The 13723-nt window shown below is 54.7% G+C and carries 12 protein-coding genes; all 12 read left to right on the top strand.

From position 1 onward, the window contains the following. The first annotated feature begins 29 nt into the window (after window positions 1–29). On the top strand, window positions 30–1418 hold the full coding sequence (locus CGA21_RS16400; RefSeq protein WP_110749269.1) for an MFS transporter: 1389 nt from the start codon (window positions 30–32) through the stop codon (window positions 1416–1418). Between the two features lie 83 nt (window positions 1419–1501). Then, the gene (locus tag CGA21_RS16395; protein WP_110749267.1) at window positions 1502–2722 is read left to right on the top strand and encodes an alpha/beta fold hydrolase; all 1221 of its coding nucleotides are present in this window, start codon (window positions 1502–1504) and stop codon (window positions 2720–2722) included. 133 nt (window positions 2723–2855) lie between these two features. Further along, window positions 2856–3692: an alpha/beta fold hydrolase gene (locus CGA21_RS16390; RefSeq protein WP_110749265.1), complete on the top strand. Its 837-nt coding sequence runs from the start codon at window positions 2856–2858 to the stop codon at window positions 3690–3692. Window positions 3693–4049: 357 nt separating this feature from the next. Beyond that, complete coding sequence (locus tag CGA21_RS16385) at window positions 4050–5261, top strand: ABC transporter substrate-binding protein (RefSeq protein WP_110749261.1); 1212 nt, start codon at window positions 4050–4052, stop codon at window positions 5259–5261. Between the two features lie 71 nt (window positions 5262–5332). Further along, complete coding sequence (locus CGA21_RS16380) at window positions 5333–6208, top strand: branched-chain amino acid ABC transporter permease (RefSeq protein WP_110749259.1); 876 nt, start codon at window positions 5333–5335, stop codon at window positions 6206–6208. A gap of 11 nt (window positions 6209–6219) precedes the next feature. Continuing rightward, the gene (locus tag CGA21_RS16375) at window positions 6220–8001 is read left to right on the top strand and encodes a branched-chain amino acid ABC transporter ATP-binding protein/permease (RefSeq protein ID WP_218278456.1); all 1782 of its coding nucleotides are present in this window, start codon (window positions 6220–6222) and stop codon (window positions 7999–8001) included. After that, a complete protein-coding gene (locus tag CGA21_RS16370) occupies window positions 7994–8698 on the top strand; it encodes an ABC transporter ATP-binding protein (RefSeq protein WP_110749255.1) in 705 nt (234 codons plus the stop codon). Before CGA21_RS16375 ends, CGA21_RS16370 begins: the two co-directional genes overlap by 8 nt. Before the next feature lie 90 nt (window positions 8699–8788). Further along, entirely contained in the window at window positions 8789–9526 is a 738-nt protein-coding gene (locus CGA21_RS16365; RefSeq protein WP_262927135.1) for an SDR family oxidoreductase, read from the top strand. A gap of 86 nt (window positions 9527–9612) precedes the next feature. Beyond that, window positions 9613–10728, top strand: coding sequence for a glycerol dehydrogenase (locus tag CGA21_RS16360; protein WP_110749252.1), 1116 nt, complete (start codon window positions 9613–9615; stop codon window positions 10726–10728). A gap of 60 nt (window positions 10729–10788) precedes the next feature. Next, window positions 10789–11751, top strand: coding sequence for a cyclase family protein (locus CGA21_RS16355; protein ID WP_110749250.1), 963 nt, complete (start codon window positions 10789–10791; stop codon window positions 11749–11751). A 174-nt stretch (window positions 11752–11925) separates the two neighbouring features. Then, complete coding sequence (locus CGA21_RS16350; RefSeq protein ID WP_110749248.1) at window positions 11926–12945, top strand: substrate-binding domain-containing protein; 1020 nt, start codon at window positions 11926–11928, stop codon at window positions 12943–12945. Window positions 12946–13121: 176 nt separating this feature from the next. Continuing rightward, entirely contained in the window at window positions 13122–13658 is a 537-nt protein-coding gene (locus CGA21_RS16345; protein WP_110749246.1) for a 2,4'-dihydroxyacetophenone dioxygenase family protein, read from the top strand. Window positions 13659–13723: the final 65 nt, after the last annotated feature.

Here is a 13723-nt window from a genome sequence, read left to right as displayed (position 1 = left end):
AAAAATAATACTCAGCGGGAGATAATCCTATGGGACTCGCTCAAGATAAAGTTGGTGCCGTTGCGTCGTTCACACGGGTTTCCAAAGGCGCTGGAGCCGCCTCGTGGGGAGCAATGGCGTTGCTCTGGCTTGTCTATGCCATGGACGCTAACTCACGTCAGATGTTCTTCATGGTGTTGCCCTCGATCACGAGCGAATTCAAAACCAGCGCAGAACTGACGGGGCTGCTCGCGGCGTTCATCACCATCGCAACGTCCTTGATCGCCGTGCCTTGCATGATCTGGGCGGATAAAGGCGGGCAGGGCTGGATGCGCAAGTATCGTCACCTGCCGATCGTAATTGCCTACACGCTGTTCACCTTTTTGACTGGCTTGAATTTTCTGACTGCATCGCTGGGCATGCTCGTGGCCTTGCAGGTGATTTCCCACGCCTTCGGTGGCGCCGGTGAAGCGATCGAAGTCACTTCGTTGTCCGAGTGGTGGTCTCGCGAGCGGCGCGGATTTGCATTGGGTCTGCATCACACGGGCTATCCGTGGGGCACGCTGATCGGAGGCCTGGCGATCAGTGCATTGCTAAATGCATACGGTCCTGAAAATTGGCGCCTGGCTTTCCTCCTGTTCCCAGTACCGATGATCATCATCTTCTCCATCTATTGGTGGTTCTGCACCAAAAAGCGCTACGAATCCTTCGTTGATCATGTGCGTGATGCAGGTGAAACCGTTCCGGCACTGAGCGCGGCACAAGGGACTGTCGTTGCTCCCGAAGGTGCTTTTCGCTCCGCAATCCGCAATCCGAATATCAGCACCATCGCGCTGGTCTCGATGCTCGCTATCGTCGGTTATTTCGGGATCAGTTTTTGGTTGCCGCAATACTTGGCGTTCGTGGCCCATTACAACTTCGCTGAGGCGGCAGCCTATTCGGTGCTGTTCACCATCACCGGAGGGCTCGGGCAAATAGCATGGGGCTGGATCTCGGATCGGCTGGGTCGCAAGTTGTGCCTGATCGTCGTGTTCGCCTGGCTGGCAATCGGTATGTACCTCTTCAAGTTCTCGTCAGTGAGCCTGACCTGGCTGATCTGCATTCAACTGTTCGCCGGGTTCGCGATGAATGCGCCCTACACGCTGCTGTATGCAATTGCTTTTGACTCGGCGAAGCCCGGCACCAGCGGAATCGCGGGTTCCATTGTTAACGTGGGCATTTACGCAGGCGGCTTCGGCCCCTTTGTGATTGGCATGTTCATTGGTGCCGGTGGTGGCTTCGATCAAGTGTCAGGCTACAACTACGCGCTGTACTTCATCTCCGGACTGATGATCGTTGCGGCGTTCGTCACGGCCTTCTTTACCCGCGAAACCACGGGCTGGTTCCTCAAGCACGATAAGGCCCTGGTTTCCAAAGCGTCTTGCAACATGGCGACCTGAGGTCGTTATCAAACTCAGAAAGGCACACCTGCACCCTATAAAAAATTCCCTCGCGGGGATGTCCAATGTCAGGAGAAAGCACCATGTCACTTATCAAAGACAGTCAGTGGTTGAATCAATTTGCCGAAGAGCTCAACAGCGACGCTGACTGGACAGCAGCGGCGCGCTATTTCGATGGCCGGATTCAGTTCAAGCACGACAGTGGTTTTTCCACTCTGGCCGTTCTATCTGGCAAGGTTGTCGCGGTTTTTCCTGAAGGGAGTCCACTGGGCGCCGATATCGTAGTTTCGGGCCCCGATGAAGAGTGGCAGCGCGTTCTAGATGGCAAGATTGACTGGTTCGAGGCTCTGTCGCCAGGATTGGGCAAGCTCGAGTTGGAAGGGAATGTTGTCGCTGCCTGGCAGTACGTAGATGTCATGGCTCGGGCATTTGATGCCATGAAGCGTGTAGGCAAGCCAAAAGGAGAAAGCACCGTCTCCTGGTCCCCCGGCCCTAAACCGTCGGGCAAGGAGACCACCGGGCACTACATTACAGTTGATGGTATCCGCGTTTATTACGAGGAGGCGGGGGAGGGTCACCCCATCGTTTGCTTCCATGCCGCGTCCCAGGACTCGCTCATGTATCGCCATGTACTTGACGGCCTTTCCGATGAGTTTCGGGTGATCGCAATCGATGCACCCGGACATTCAAAATCGGAGCTACCGGCTTCCGGTCCGTTTCATAGCCTGACACGTCACGCCGAGTTCAACGAGCGGTTGATGCAGGCCCTGGGTCTGGAGCGTCCGGCGATCATCGGGTGTTCCATGGGGGGCAACCTTGTGTTGGAGCTGGGCGCCCGTAAACCTGACGCCTACGGCGCGATCATTTCAGCCGAAGGTGCTGATTACACGCCAACAGTTTCGGATTTCTTTCTCGACATGCTGCTCATGAACGGTACGGAAATCATTGGTGCTTGGTCGCGTTCGATGACGGGCTATCGAACTCCGCCCGACCGCGCTCAGGAAGTTGTCTGGCAGATTTCGCGCACGACGCCGCAAGTCATGCTTGGAGACCTGACTGGCTACGCCAATTTTGACCAACGCTCCCAGGTAGGCAAAATCAAGGCGCCGGTGATGCTGCTCCGCGGTGATGCTGATTGGTTGGTCTACCAGGAAAAAGTCGAAGAAACGGCATCAAGAATTCCCGGCAGCAAGATTGCAGTGCTTGCAGGCACTGGTCACTACCCAATGACTGAGAACCCTCTTGAGTTCTGTGACACCGTCCGAAGCTTCCTGCATGAAGCAGGGCTTGGAAATGCTGACTGACACGCTCGACGTCGAAAGATAACCAAGGTGGCTGCAACGATATGCAGCCCCCTCACTTTAAAAAAATAGATGAGCGTGGTGCGCGCACTACTTTGTTCGCTCATTTGAAAGCTTGTCTTTGAGGAGAATCAACATGCTGCCGAGCGCCAATTCGAAGGGTAAAAATATTAAAGTCAATGGCACGACGCTTTGGGTCGAAGATACCGGTGAGGCCCATCTTCCCGTCGTTCTTTGTCTTCACTCCTGCTTTCTCGATGGAACTATGTTTGACGGCCTGGTTCAGGCTGCAGCGGGAAAGTTTCGGGTCATACGACCTGACTTCAGAGGGCAGGGTAAAAGCGCACTGGATGATGTCGACATCATCACCATGGACCAGTGTGCTGACGACATGGCCGCGTTGATTGAAGAGCTGCAGCTCAAGGACATCAACGTCATGGCGCAGTCGATGGGCGGCGATGTAGCCTTCCGACTGATCGCCAAACGACAGAATCTGTTTCGGTCTCTGGTGGTGGCTGGGTCATCGGCCTGCGGTGAGCCGCCGGAACAAGGGGCGCGATTTGCACAATGGGTTATCGACGCGGGTGAGCAAGGATTCACAGGTGACATCCTCGACATGACCATGGAGGTGATGTTCGGCAAAACCACACGCAATAACCCTGAAAAACAAGAGCTGCTGGCGTACTGGCGCAAGCGTATTGAGGCACTGCCAAAAGCGCTGCGCCCTGCCATGAAGGGCGTTATGCACCGTGAAAGCTCTGTCGCGCTGTTGTCATCGATCAACATCCCAGTACTGATTATCAACGGAGAGGAAGACATGCCACGACCTCCGGCGTGGTCCGATGAAATGAAGCGAGAGTTGCCCAATTCGAAATTGATCCGCCTCAGCAAGATAGGGCACAGCCCGACCCTGGAAGCGCCCGAACAGGTACTCCCCGCGATCATCGAGTTCTACTCAAACCCACGCGTATGAGGGCAACATTTTTCGTTCACAGCGTTTAAGTCCTGATGCTTTCACGAGCACCTATTGTCTCTATCAGTCTCATTTTTGGAGCGCCTGCATACCGCGGGCGCTTCAGGTTTTTTCATGCCCGTGGGCTACGAAAATTTGAATCGTTTTCAGATCGGCGATCCTAACTGAGCGCTTGACACTGATAAATTTTTTACAATAAATATGAAGCGCTTCATAAATTAACTTGGTTAATAACAAATTTAAAACAGGACTCTTTATATCCACGTGCGCGATGGTTTTCATGAGCGTCGATCAAAAGATATGAAGCGGTTCAAATGGTGCCCGAATACGCTGGCGCCAAACCAGGAGATAACAACAATGAGTACAAAAAACTGGGTTAAAACCGCCTGCGTCGTACTTTCCGTGACTACCTCAATTGCCGCACATGCGGACATCAAAATCGGTGCCCTTTATCCCCTCAGTGGATCTCTGGCTCTGCTAGGGGATGAGAGCTATCGCGGCCTCGAACTCGCGGTTGCAGAACGTAACGCTGCCGGAGGCTTGAAAGGTGAGCAGATCAAATTGCTGAAAGCCGATGCGGTTGATGCAGGCCAGGCTGTAAGTGCCGCCCGTAAACTGACTTCTGTTGAAAATGTCACCGCCGTGTTCGGCAGCTATTCCTCAGCGCTGTCATTTGCTGCCACGCAAGTCACGGAAATGGCCGGTGTGCCCTATTTCGAGCTCGGTGCCGTCTCCGACAACATTACCGAGCGTGACCTCAAATACATCATGCGCAGCAATCCAACCGCCAGGAATTTCGCTGAAGGGACTATTGCCGCGATTACGCACATCGTGGGGCCGTCGCTGAAGGTCGACCCCAAGCAACTCAAGATCGCCATCATCCATGAGGATGCATTGTACGGTACGACCATCGCCGGGTTCCAGAAGCAGCTGGCGCAAGAGCAAGGGCTGAACGTGGTCGAGGTGCTTCCGTATTCGGCCAAAGCCGTGGACCTCTCGTCGCTGATTCTTCGCTTGAAAGGTGCACAAGCGGACGTGGTATTGCAGACCAGTTATCAGAACGATACGACACTGTTTTTCCGTCAGATCCGTGAAGCCGGTTTCAAACCTAAAGCCGTAGTCGGTGCGGGTGGCGGATATTCCATGCAGGACACCGTGAAGGTCGTCGGCGCTGAAAACATGGAAAGTGTTCTGGACGTGGATTTTCCTCAGTTTCAAACCAATGAAAATGGAGCTCCAGGCATCAGTGCGTTCGCCAAAGCCTACAAAGATCGCTTTGGCAGTGAGCCGCGATCAGGTCATAGCCTGATCAACTATGTTGGTGCGAAAGTCTTTCTTGATGCTATGGAAAAAAGTGCGTCCCTGGACGCCGATGCGATCCGTGCATCGGTCGCGAGTGTGGATATTCCTGTCGGCGGTACGGCCGCAGGTATCGGAGCCAAGTTCGCTGAAAATGGCCAAAACCAACGAGCCAATACGGCAATCATGCAATGGCAGGACGGGGTACTGAAAACCGTTTACCCCGAAGCTGCGGCCGTGACAAAAGCGCGTTTTTCCGACCAACCCTGAAGCCCGTAATCCTGTTGAAGCTTGATCTTTGAGCTTCACGGATTCGCTCGCTCGAAAAGAGGGCGCAAACCATGGAAATTTTCATCCAGCTGCTTCTGAACGGCTTATTGCTCGGTGGCACGTTAGCCATTATCAGCATAGGCCTGACCCTTATCTTCGGCATCGTCAGGGTGGTCAACTTCGCCCACGGCGAGTTTTTGATGATAGGTCTGTACGCGGTGTATTTGATGAACGCTCATTTTGGCATTCATCCCTATGTCGCGATCATTCCCACCACGATCATTCTGTTTGCCGCTGGCGCTGCCATGCAACGGTTCATCATTCAGCCGTTGCTCAGCGCCGAAGGGCACATCCAGATTTTTGCGACCGTGGGCGTCTCGATTGCCCTCATGAACGGCGCGCTGTTGATCTTCGGTGCCGACGTCATGACTGTGCAGAACATTAGTTTTGGCACCAGTACCGTCACCATGGGCGCATTTCGCGTAAGCAGTGGTCAGTTGATCACCTTCGCAATGTCACTCGCCCTGGTCGCGGGCCTTCACTGGTTTTTGCAAAACACCTTCCTGGGTCGAGCCGTTCGGGCCACTGCGCAGCATCGCAACGCGGCGCAGTTGATGGGCGTCAACGTAAAGAAAATCTACATATTCGCATTCGGTTTGGGCTGCGCCTGCCTGGGCGTTGCATCTGGTCTCATCGCACCTCAATACCCGGTTTTTCCTACGGTAGGCACGTTCTTTGTCCTGACCGCATTTGTGATCGTTGTACTCGGCGGTCTGGGCAGTCTTTCTGGCGCTCTCATCGGCTCGATGCTGATTGGCATCGTCGACAGTCTTGCCGGTTACTACATTGCGCCAGATCTGAAGGAGGTCGTTTATTTCTCGATCTTCCTTGGCATTTTGGTGTTCCGTCCGACAGGGCTTTTTGGCGCCGGTCGCGGGTCTGAATAAGGAGAATGGTCATGAATATTCTGCATCCGCGTGTCTATGTCAGCGTATTGGTATTGGCTCTACTGCTGATCATTCCGCTCACCGCTGGATCTCCTTTCGTTTATCACTTGTTCATTCTGATTTGCAGTTATGCAGCGCTCGCTAGTGCCTGGAACATCGTCGGAGGTTTCGCCGGTCAACTCTCGCTCGGTCATGCAGTGTTTTATGGTGTGGGCGCTTATACAACCACGCTGCTGATGATCAACCTCGGCATCAGTCCCTGGATTGGGATGTTTGTCGGCGCGATCTTGTCGTCTGTTGTCGCGGTGTTGATCAGTTGGCCGTGCTTCAGATTGCGTGGGCCGTTTTTTGCCCTGGCAACGATTGCGGTGCTGGAAGTCGTGCGTTTGATGGCGATCAATCAACATGACGTGACGGGCGGCGCTGCAGGTTTGGGCGTACCCCTCAAATTGGGTGTCGAGTGGATGTTGTTTCGCCCTCGCTGGCCCTATCTGTTGATCGCCTTTGGCTTTCTCATCATTACCCTGGCTGTGTCGTGGAAGATCAAAAATTCTCGATTGGGTTATTACCTGATTGCTGTTCGTGAGCGTGAGGACGCTGCGCACGCGGTGGGTGTGAACTCGGTCAAGGTCAAACTGATCGCGGTGGTGTTGTCGGCATTTCTAACCAGCCTGGTGGGCAGTTTCCATGCGATGTACCTGACCTTTATCGAGCCCGGCTCCATGTTTTCCCTGGAAATGTCGATTCAGATCGCCATGTTTGCCCTGATAGGCGGACTGGGTACTGTCTCGGGTCCCTTGATTGGTACGTTGCTGGTGTTGCCATTGGCAGAATTGGCGCGCGGCTGGTTGGGCGATCTGGGCAGCGGTGTGCATGGTCTGGTCTACGGCATAGTGCTGGTCGTTGTGGTACTGACGATTCCTCAAGGCTTGGTGGGGCGATTCGGGGCGCGCGTATTCGGCTGGATCGATAACCTCCCGGGTGGGCGCAGGCCGCTCGTGGTTGCCAATGGATCGACAACACCATCATCGCCCGAACCACAATCGGCCACACGTGGCGAACCGATTCTGATTGCGGAAAACCTACACAAATTCTTTGGTGGGCTTCATGCCACCAATGACGTTTCGCTGAGTTTGGCTGAAGGTGAAATCGTCGGCGTAATCGGCCCGAATGGCGCCGGCAAAACCACCGTCTTCAACCAGCTTTCCGGTTTTCTTCTGCCTTCCAAAGGGCAGGTCAAAGTTCGCTTGCCCAATGGAGAATGGGTGACCCCTAGCAGCCCGGCCGAGTTCGCCAAAGCGGGTATCGGACGCACCTTTCAGATCGTCCAGCCGTTCGCTGACCTGAGTGTCTGCGAAAACATCATGCTCGGTGCATTCATGCATACGGCTGATACGAAGGTGGCGAGGGCGATCGCCGAGCAAGTCGCAGAACTGACCGAACTCACTGCTCTACTGGACACGCGGGCGCGCAACCTGACTGTCGGTGGTATGAAGCGACTTGAAATGGCGCGCGCTCTGGCAACGCGTCCGCGGATCTTGTTACTGGACGAAGTGATGGCCGGACTCAATCCAACGGATGTGGTCAAGGCGATAGCTGTTATTCGCAGGGTCCGCGATTCAGGTGTCAGCGTTTTGATGATCGAACACCTCATGCAAGCAACGATGAGCTTGTCGGACCGCATCATCGTGATCAGTTCGGGCACGCTTCTCATGCAGGGCGCCCCCCACGATGTGATCAACGATCCTCAGGTTATCGAAGCTTATCTCGGTAAGGAGTACAGCCATGCTTAAACTCAATAACGTCCATAGCGGGTATGGCGGTACTGAAATCCTTCGTGGCGTTTCCTTTGAGGTCAATGCCGGTGAGGTCGTCACCATCGTTGGTGCGAACGGTGCCGGTAAAACCACGACCCTGCGCAGCTTGTGCGGCATTGTCACGCCTTCTCAGGGCACGATTGAATTCGAAGGGCAGCGCATCGAGGGGAGTCGCCCAGACCAGATCGTCGATGCGGGCCTGACGTTGATACCGGAAGGGCGGCAGTTGTTTCCCTTCATCAGCGTGCGCGACAACCTGTTGATGGGCGCCTACAAACGCAGCGCGCGTGCCGGTTACAAGAAGCGCCTCGACGATGTCCTCGATCTCTTCCCGAGAGTGCGTGAGCGCCTGGATCAGAACGCTGGAACGCTTTCGGGCGGTGAGCAACAGATGGTTGCCATCGCTCGCGGCCTGATGGCCGAACCAAAGCTATTGATGTTCGACGAGCCGTCGTTGGGCTTGTCGCCGCTGCTGGTCTCACAGGTTTTCGAGATCATCAACAAGATCCTGGAGCTGGGAACAACCGTGCTGATCGTCGAGCAAAACATCGTCCATACCCTGCGTATCGCGCATCGAGGCTACGTACTTGAAAACGGCGAGGTAGTGCTGAGCGGCACGGGCCAGGAGCTTCTCGATAACCCTCATGTCAAGCGTGCCTACCTGGGGCTCTGATCGAGTTGACCTGTGGCTGTGCACTTTTTAACTCCGCAACAAAGATGAGAACAGGCTATGACAAATTCTAGACACTCCGGGCGCGTCGTATTGGTCACTGGTGCCGGTGGCGGCATTGGTGCTGCGATCGCTGAGTTGTATTGCCAGGAAGGCGCTGTTGTGGCCCTGGTCGATGCTGACGCCGCGAAGGTGCAGCAGCAGGCCGAGGCACTGCGTGAGGCAGGTTTTACGGTCGGCTGGGCGCAGGCCGATGTCGCGGATTATCAAGCGTGCGCTGACGCCTGTGAGCGCTTGGTCCATGAGTTGGGCCCAATCGACACTTTGATCAATAACGCCGGTATATCACCCAAACACGACGGCGCTCCCGCGCCGATCTGGACGATGGCGCCCGAGGAATGGCAGCGGGTGGTCAATATCAACCTCAATGGTTCCTTTAACCTCGTCCGGGTGCTGACACCCGGCATGGTAGAGCGCGGATTTGGGCGCATCGTCAATATGTCTTCAGTCGCCGGCAGCGCTTTTTTGCCAATTGTCGCGGCTCACTACAGCGCGACCAAGGCGGCGGTCATCGGTTTTACCCGCCACTTGGCCGGCGAGCTGGGGCCGTTCGGAATCACGGCCAATGCGCTGGCGCCAGGGCGGATCGAAACCCCTTTGCTCAAGACCGTTTCAGCGCAGGCCAATCAGGCCGTGGTCGACGAGACGCCGTTGCGCCGGCTGGGCACACCGCTTGAAGTGGCCAGGGCGGCGTGTTTCCTCACATCAAATGAAAGCGATTTTATTACTGGCCAAGTCGTTGACGTCGCGGGCGGATGGTTAATGCGGTGACGAGCGAAGTAACGTTTTTGGCGTTTTAAAAAGCGCTTTGACAACTCGGTGTTAAGCGGCAGCGATTTTTTTGGAGGACGTTGGCCATGGTTAAAACGATGGGTTTCCCGGGACGGTACGAGCAGGGACCTGGAGCATTGAAACAGCTGGGCAGGATACTGATCGACATGGGGCGATCACGCCCGCTGGTACTCTGCGATGAGTTCGTCGCCAGGCATCTGTGGCCGGAGGTGGGCACGGCCTTGCAAGCGCACGGCTTCGAGCCTCTGCACATTGAGTTCCCGGGGGAATGCACACATGCGGCCATTGCCCGGTTATCGGAACAAGCCTTGGTGCACTCGCCAGACACCATCATCGCGCTGGGTGGCGGCAAGACCATTGATACGGCGAAGGGACTGGCAGTCAATCTCAACGTCCCTATCATCGTTTGCCCGACCATTGCGTCGAGTGATGCACCCACCAGTCGACTGATCGTTCTCTACGATGATGATCATAAAGTGGTAGGAGTGGAGTTCCTGAAGATGAACCCCTCAGCGGTCATCGTTGATACCCATGTCATCGCTCAGGCGCCGGCGCGGTTTTTTGCTGCGGGCATTGGTGATGCGATCAGTAAAAAATTCGAAGCCCATCAGTGCTACTCCTCGGGCGGCAATAACTCCTTCGGAACACCGGCGCTGCATACTGCATTGAAGCTGACCGATATAGTTTTCGAAACGCTGATGCAGTATGGCGTGTCGGCTTACCAGGCTGTCTGTCGTAATGAGGTTAATGATGACGTTGAGCGTGTCATCGAGGGCACCGTCTTGATCAGTGGTGTGGGTTTTGAAAGTGGTGGACTGTCTCTGTCCCATGCATTGGTACGGGGGCTGACGGCCATACCTGCGATGGCATCGATGCTGCACGGTGAGCTGGTGGCTTTCGGCACGTTGGTGCAGATGGCTGTAGAGGGGCGTCCCGTCGAGGAGATCGATAAGGTTGCGCGCCTGCTGCATGACGTGAAGCTGCCCGTCACATTCGCTGAACTGGGTCAGAATACCCCGTTCACTACGGCGCAAATCAACACCATGGTGGAAGCCACTTTATCGGCTGCCTACGCCAAAAATATGAATCCAGCCTTGAATTACGAGCGCCTCGTTAATGGGTTGGCAGCGGCTGACAACATCGGTTCGCGCCTGACAAACGTGACGTCATCCGCTTTGTGATTCGGCGTTAATCGACTGACACCGTGCTGCCTTACAACTATAAAAAGTGAGATCAAAAAAATGAACGAAAAAACTGTACCTCATGTTCACGAACTGCTGAAAGACTCACCTAAAAACTGGGGCAAGTGGGGTCCGGACGACGAAGTAGGTGCCCTCAACTATCTGACTGGCGTTGAAGTGCTCAAGGGTATTGCCGAGGTCAAACAAGGCAAAACCTTCACCTTGCAGGTCCGAATGGCCGATCCTAAAGGCGACCCGATCTGGCCCGGGCGCTCGCAGGCGAAGCGGATGAATATCATGGACAGAGGCCATTACAACTGCGGCAAGGGCCCGCACTTTCCGGGCTCTTATGAATATGCCGATGATGTGATGTTTTTCCATCTGCAGGGGTCGACCCAATACGATGCGCTGGGTCACGTCTGGTATGACGATCAAATCTGGAACGGCTACAACGCCGATACCACCATCGGCTCGCTGGCAAAGGCCAGCGTTGCGCCGATCGGCGAGCGAGGCGTGGTCGGGCGAGGCATTCTGATCGACATGGCGCGGTATCGCGGCAAAGACGTTCTTGACCCAGGAGAGACGTTCAATCACTTGGACTTGATGAACGCCGCGCAAGCGCAAGGCGTGACGATTCAGAAGCGTGACATCCTGATTATCAGAACCGGTTGGATTGGCTCTTTTTACTACCGGGATCCAGAAGAGTTTTATAAAGATTTTATCGAGCCAGGCCTCACCTACAGCCCAGAGTTGGTTAATTGGTTTCACGAGATGGAAATTCCCAACCTTGTGACTGACACCATCGCCAATGAAGTGACCGTTGATCCTGTGTCGGGAGTGGCGTTGCCTCTTCACAACGCGCTGATGCGTAACCTGGGCGTCACGTTAACCGAGATCGCGCAACTGGATCCTCTGGCGGCGGATTGCGCCGAGGACAATCAATGGACATTTCTTTATACCGCAGCGCCTTTGAAAGTGGTGGGTGGTACCGGTGCGCCGGTCAACCCGATCGTGATCAAATAGTTACGACGCTTTAGGGGATTTGCGAATCCCCTCTTTTTAGCGTATTCAAATCATCTCTTCGAATTTGAATAATTGTTAGCATGACGACTGATCCTGTCTCGAAGAACCGAGGCTTGGACGCTGATTGGCGGCGATCGTCAGTCACTGTGCCGATCAAGGAATGCTGACCCTCCGATGAAAAACAACGAAAAGCCCAAACTAAAAGACGTTGCCGAATTAGCGGGAGTCTCCATCGGCAGTGCGTCCCGTGCGCTCTCAACCCCACATCTGGTAAAACCTGCGACGCTGGAAAAAGTGGCGGCGGCGGTGCTCAAGCTCGGCTATGTACGAGATGGAGCCGCAAGGGCACTTGCTTCGCGCCGAACTCATAGCATCGGTGCCGTTTTCCCCACCTTCAATAACCCCGTTTTCGCCGAAGCCGTGCAGGCGCTTCAGCAGCGTCTGAATGAATTGGGTTACCACCTGATTATTTCCTCCCATGAGTATGATCAGGAGCGTGAACTGATCAGTGTGCGCAATATGATTGAGCGGGGGGTCGAGGGCTTGCTGCTGGTAGGGACCGAGCACCGTCCCGCGGTTTATGACGCACTGAATGCCTCGCATTGTCCCTTCATCCTGATGTGGTCATTGGACGGTTCTCATCCTCACCCTTGCGTCGGTTTCAGCAACGAGGAGGGGGGACGCATGGTGGCCAAACATCTTGTGGACCTGGGCCACAAGAACATTGCAATGATCAGTGGCGTTATGGCCTACAACGAGCGGGCTAAGTACCGGCTCAAGGGGGTTGCCGATACGTTGAAGGAGGCGGGCATCGAGCTGGCGCCCACTCAGATCATTCAACAGCCTTTTACGCTGGAAGGTGGCCGGGCGGGTCTCAGAATAGCGATGGAGCTGACGCCAAGGCCAACTGCAATTGTCTGTAGTACGGACGTAACCTGCATGGGGGCAATAGCAGAAGCACGCTTACAAGGCATTCATGTGCCCACAGAGTTGTCCATTACCGGTTTTGATGACATCGACTTCGCGGCGGTTTCAGTACCAGCGCTCACGACTGTTTGTGTACCCACAACCGATATTGGCATCAGTAGCGCTAATAACATTATTGCGATGATCGAAGGCCGCCCGGTTGCCAGGCGTGAGCGCGTTCAAATTGACCTTGTAGTAAGGCAAAGCACCGCCCCTGTGAAGTCCTGATTCCGACGGCTAAATGCCCGACGGAGGGCTCTCGTCCCCTATGACTCTAAGTCACAGGTGGTTTGAAAATGTAGCTATTTTCATCGAGGGATCACTGCCATAACCTTTCAGTCAGCGGAAATCAGAGCGCAATCATCGTGCTGTGAATTCGTTAATAAAAACTGAGAGGTCCAGTAATGAATACTCCTGTCAAACCTGATGAACTCGCGATTCCGTATCAGTTGCCCCAAGTTCCTTACATGACGCCAGACATGGTTCATCCGGGTGTAATGACCCAATGGCTGGAAGATGACGAGTTGTGGGTTCCGGTCACCAAATCTGTTTCGTTCAAGCCTCTTCTGCTCAACACCAGTGGCGGGTACTACATCAATCTTCTGCGTGTGCGTCAGGCCGGCGTGCTTTCTCGTCACCGGCACACCGGCGGCGTACATGCGATCGTTCTGAAGGGTCGCTGGTATTACCTCGAACACGATTGGGTAGCCGAAGAGGGCTCCTTTGCGTATGAGCCTCCAGGTGAAACCCACACCCTGTTCGTTCCTGAAGACGTCGAAGAAATGATCACCTGGTTCCACGTTCAAGGTGGCTACACTTACGTCGATCCTCAGGGTGTTGCAGTGGGCTATGAAGACGTTTTCACCAAGCTTGAATCTGCCCGCGCTCACTATAAAACGCTGGGTTTGCCAGACGACTACATTGAGCAGTTCATCCGGTAACTCCGACCGTATGAAAAAAACGCGCTTCGGCGCGTTTTTTCATGGTAGCTGAGGGAGCATGAGTT

It is taken from the genome of Pseudomonas sp. PSB11 (genome assembly GCF_014596605.1).
GTDB classification, from domain to species: Bacteria; Pseudomonadota; Gammaproteobacteria; order Pseudomonadales; family Pseudomonadaceae; genus Aquipseudomonas; species Aquipseudomonas umsongensis.
Note: the sequence above shows the minus strand (reverse complement) of the source record. Positions and strands in the feature narration are given on the sequence as shown.

Excerpts from the sequence above, each read along its gene's own strand:
- CGA21_RS16400 (WP_110749269.1), top strand. The coding sequence starts at position 30 with ATGGGACTCGCTCAAGATAAAGTTGGTGCCGTTGCGTCGTTCACACGG.
- CGA21_RS16395 (WP_110749267.1), top strand. The coding sequence starts at position 1,502 with ATGTCACTTATCAAAGACAGTCAGTGGTTGAATCAATTTGCCGAAGAG.
- CGA21_RS16390 (WP_110749265.1), top strand. The coding sequence starts at position 2,856 with ATGCTGCCGAGCGCCAATTCGAAGGGTAAAAATATTAAAGTCAATGGC.
- CGA21_RS16385 (WP_110749261.1), top strand. The coding sequence starts at position 4,050 with ATGAGTACAAAAAACTGGGTTAAAACCGCCTGCGTCGTACTTTCCGTG.
- CGA21_RS16380 (WP_110749259.1), top strand. The coding sequence starts at position 5,333 with ATGGAAATTTTCATCCAGCTGCTTCTGAACGGCTTATTGCTCGGTGGC.
- CGA21_RS16375 (WP_218278456.1), top strand. The coding sequence starts at position 6,220 with ATGAATATTCTGCATCCGCGTGTCTATGTCAGCGTATTGGTATTGGCT.
- CGA21_RS16370 (WP_110749255.1), top strand. The coding sequence starts at position 7,994 with ATGCTTAAACTCAATAACGTCCATAGCGGGTATGGCGGTACTGAAATC.
- CGA21_RS16360 (WP_110749252.1), top strand. The coding sequence starts at position 9,613 with ATGGTTAAAACGATGGGTTTCCCGGGACGGTACGAGCAGGGACCTGGA.
- CGA21_RS16355 (WP_110749250.1), top strand. The coding sequence starts at position 10,789 with ATGAACGAAAAAACTGTACCTCATGTTCACGAACTGCTGAAAGACTCA.
- CGA21_RS16350 (WP_110749248.1), top strand. The coding sequence starts at position 11,926 with ATGAAAAACAACGAAAAGCCCAAACTAAAAGACGTTGCCGAATTAGCG.
- CGA21_RS16345 (WP_110749246.1), top strand. The coding sequence starts at position 13,122 with ATGAATACTCCTGTCAAACCTGATGAACTCGCGATTCCGTATCAGTTG.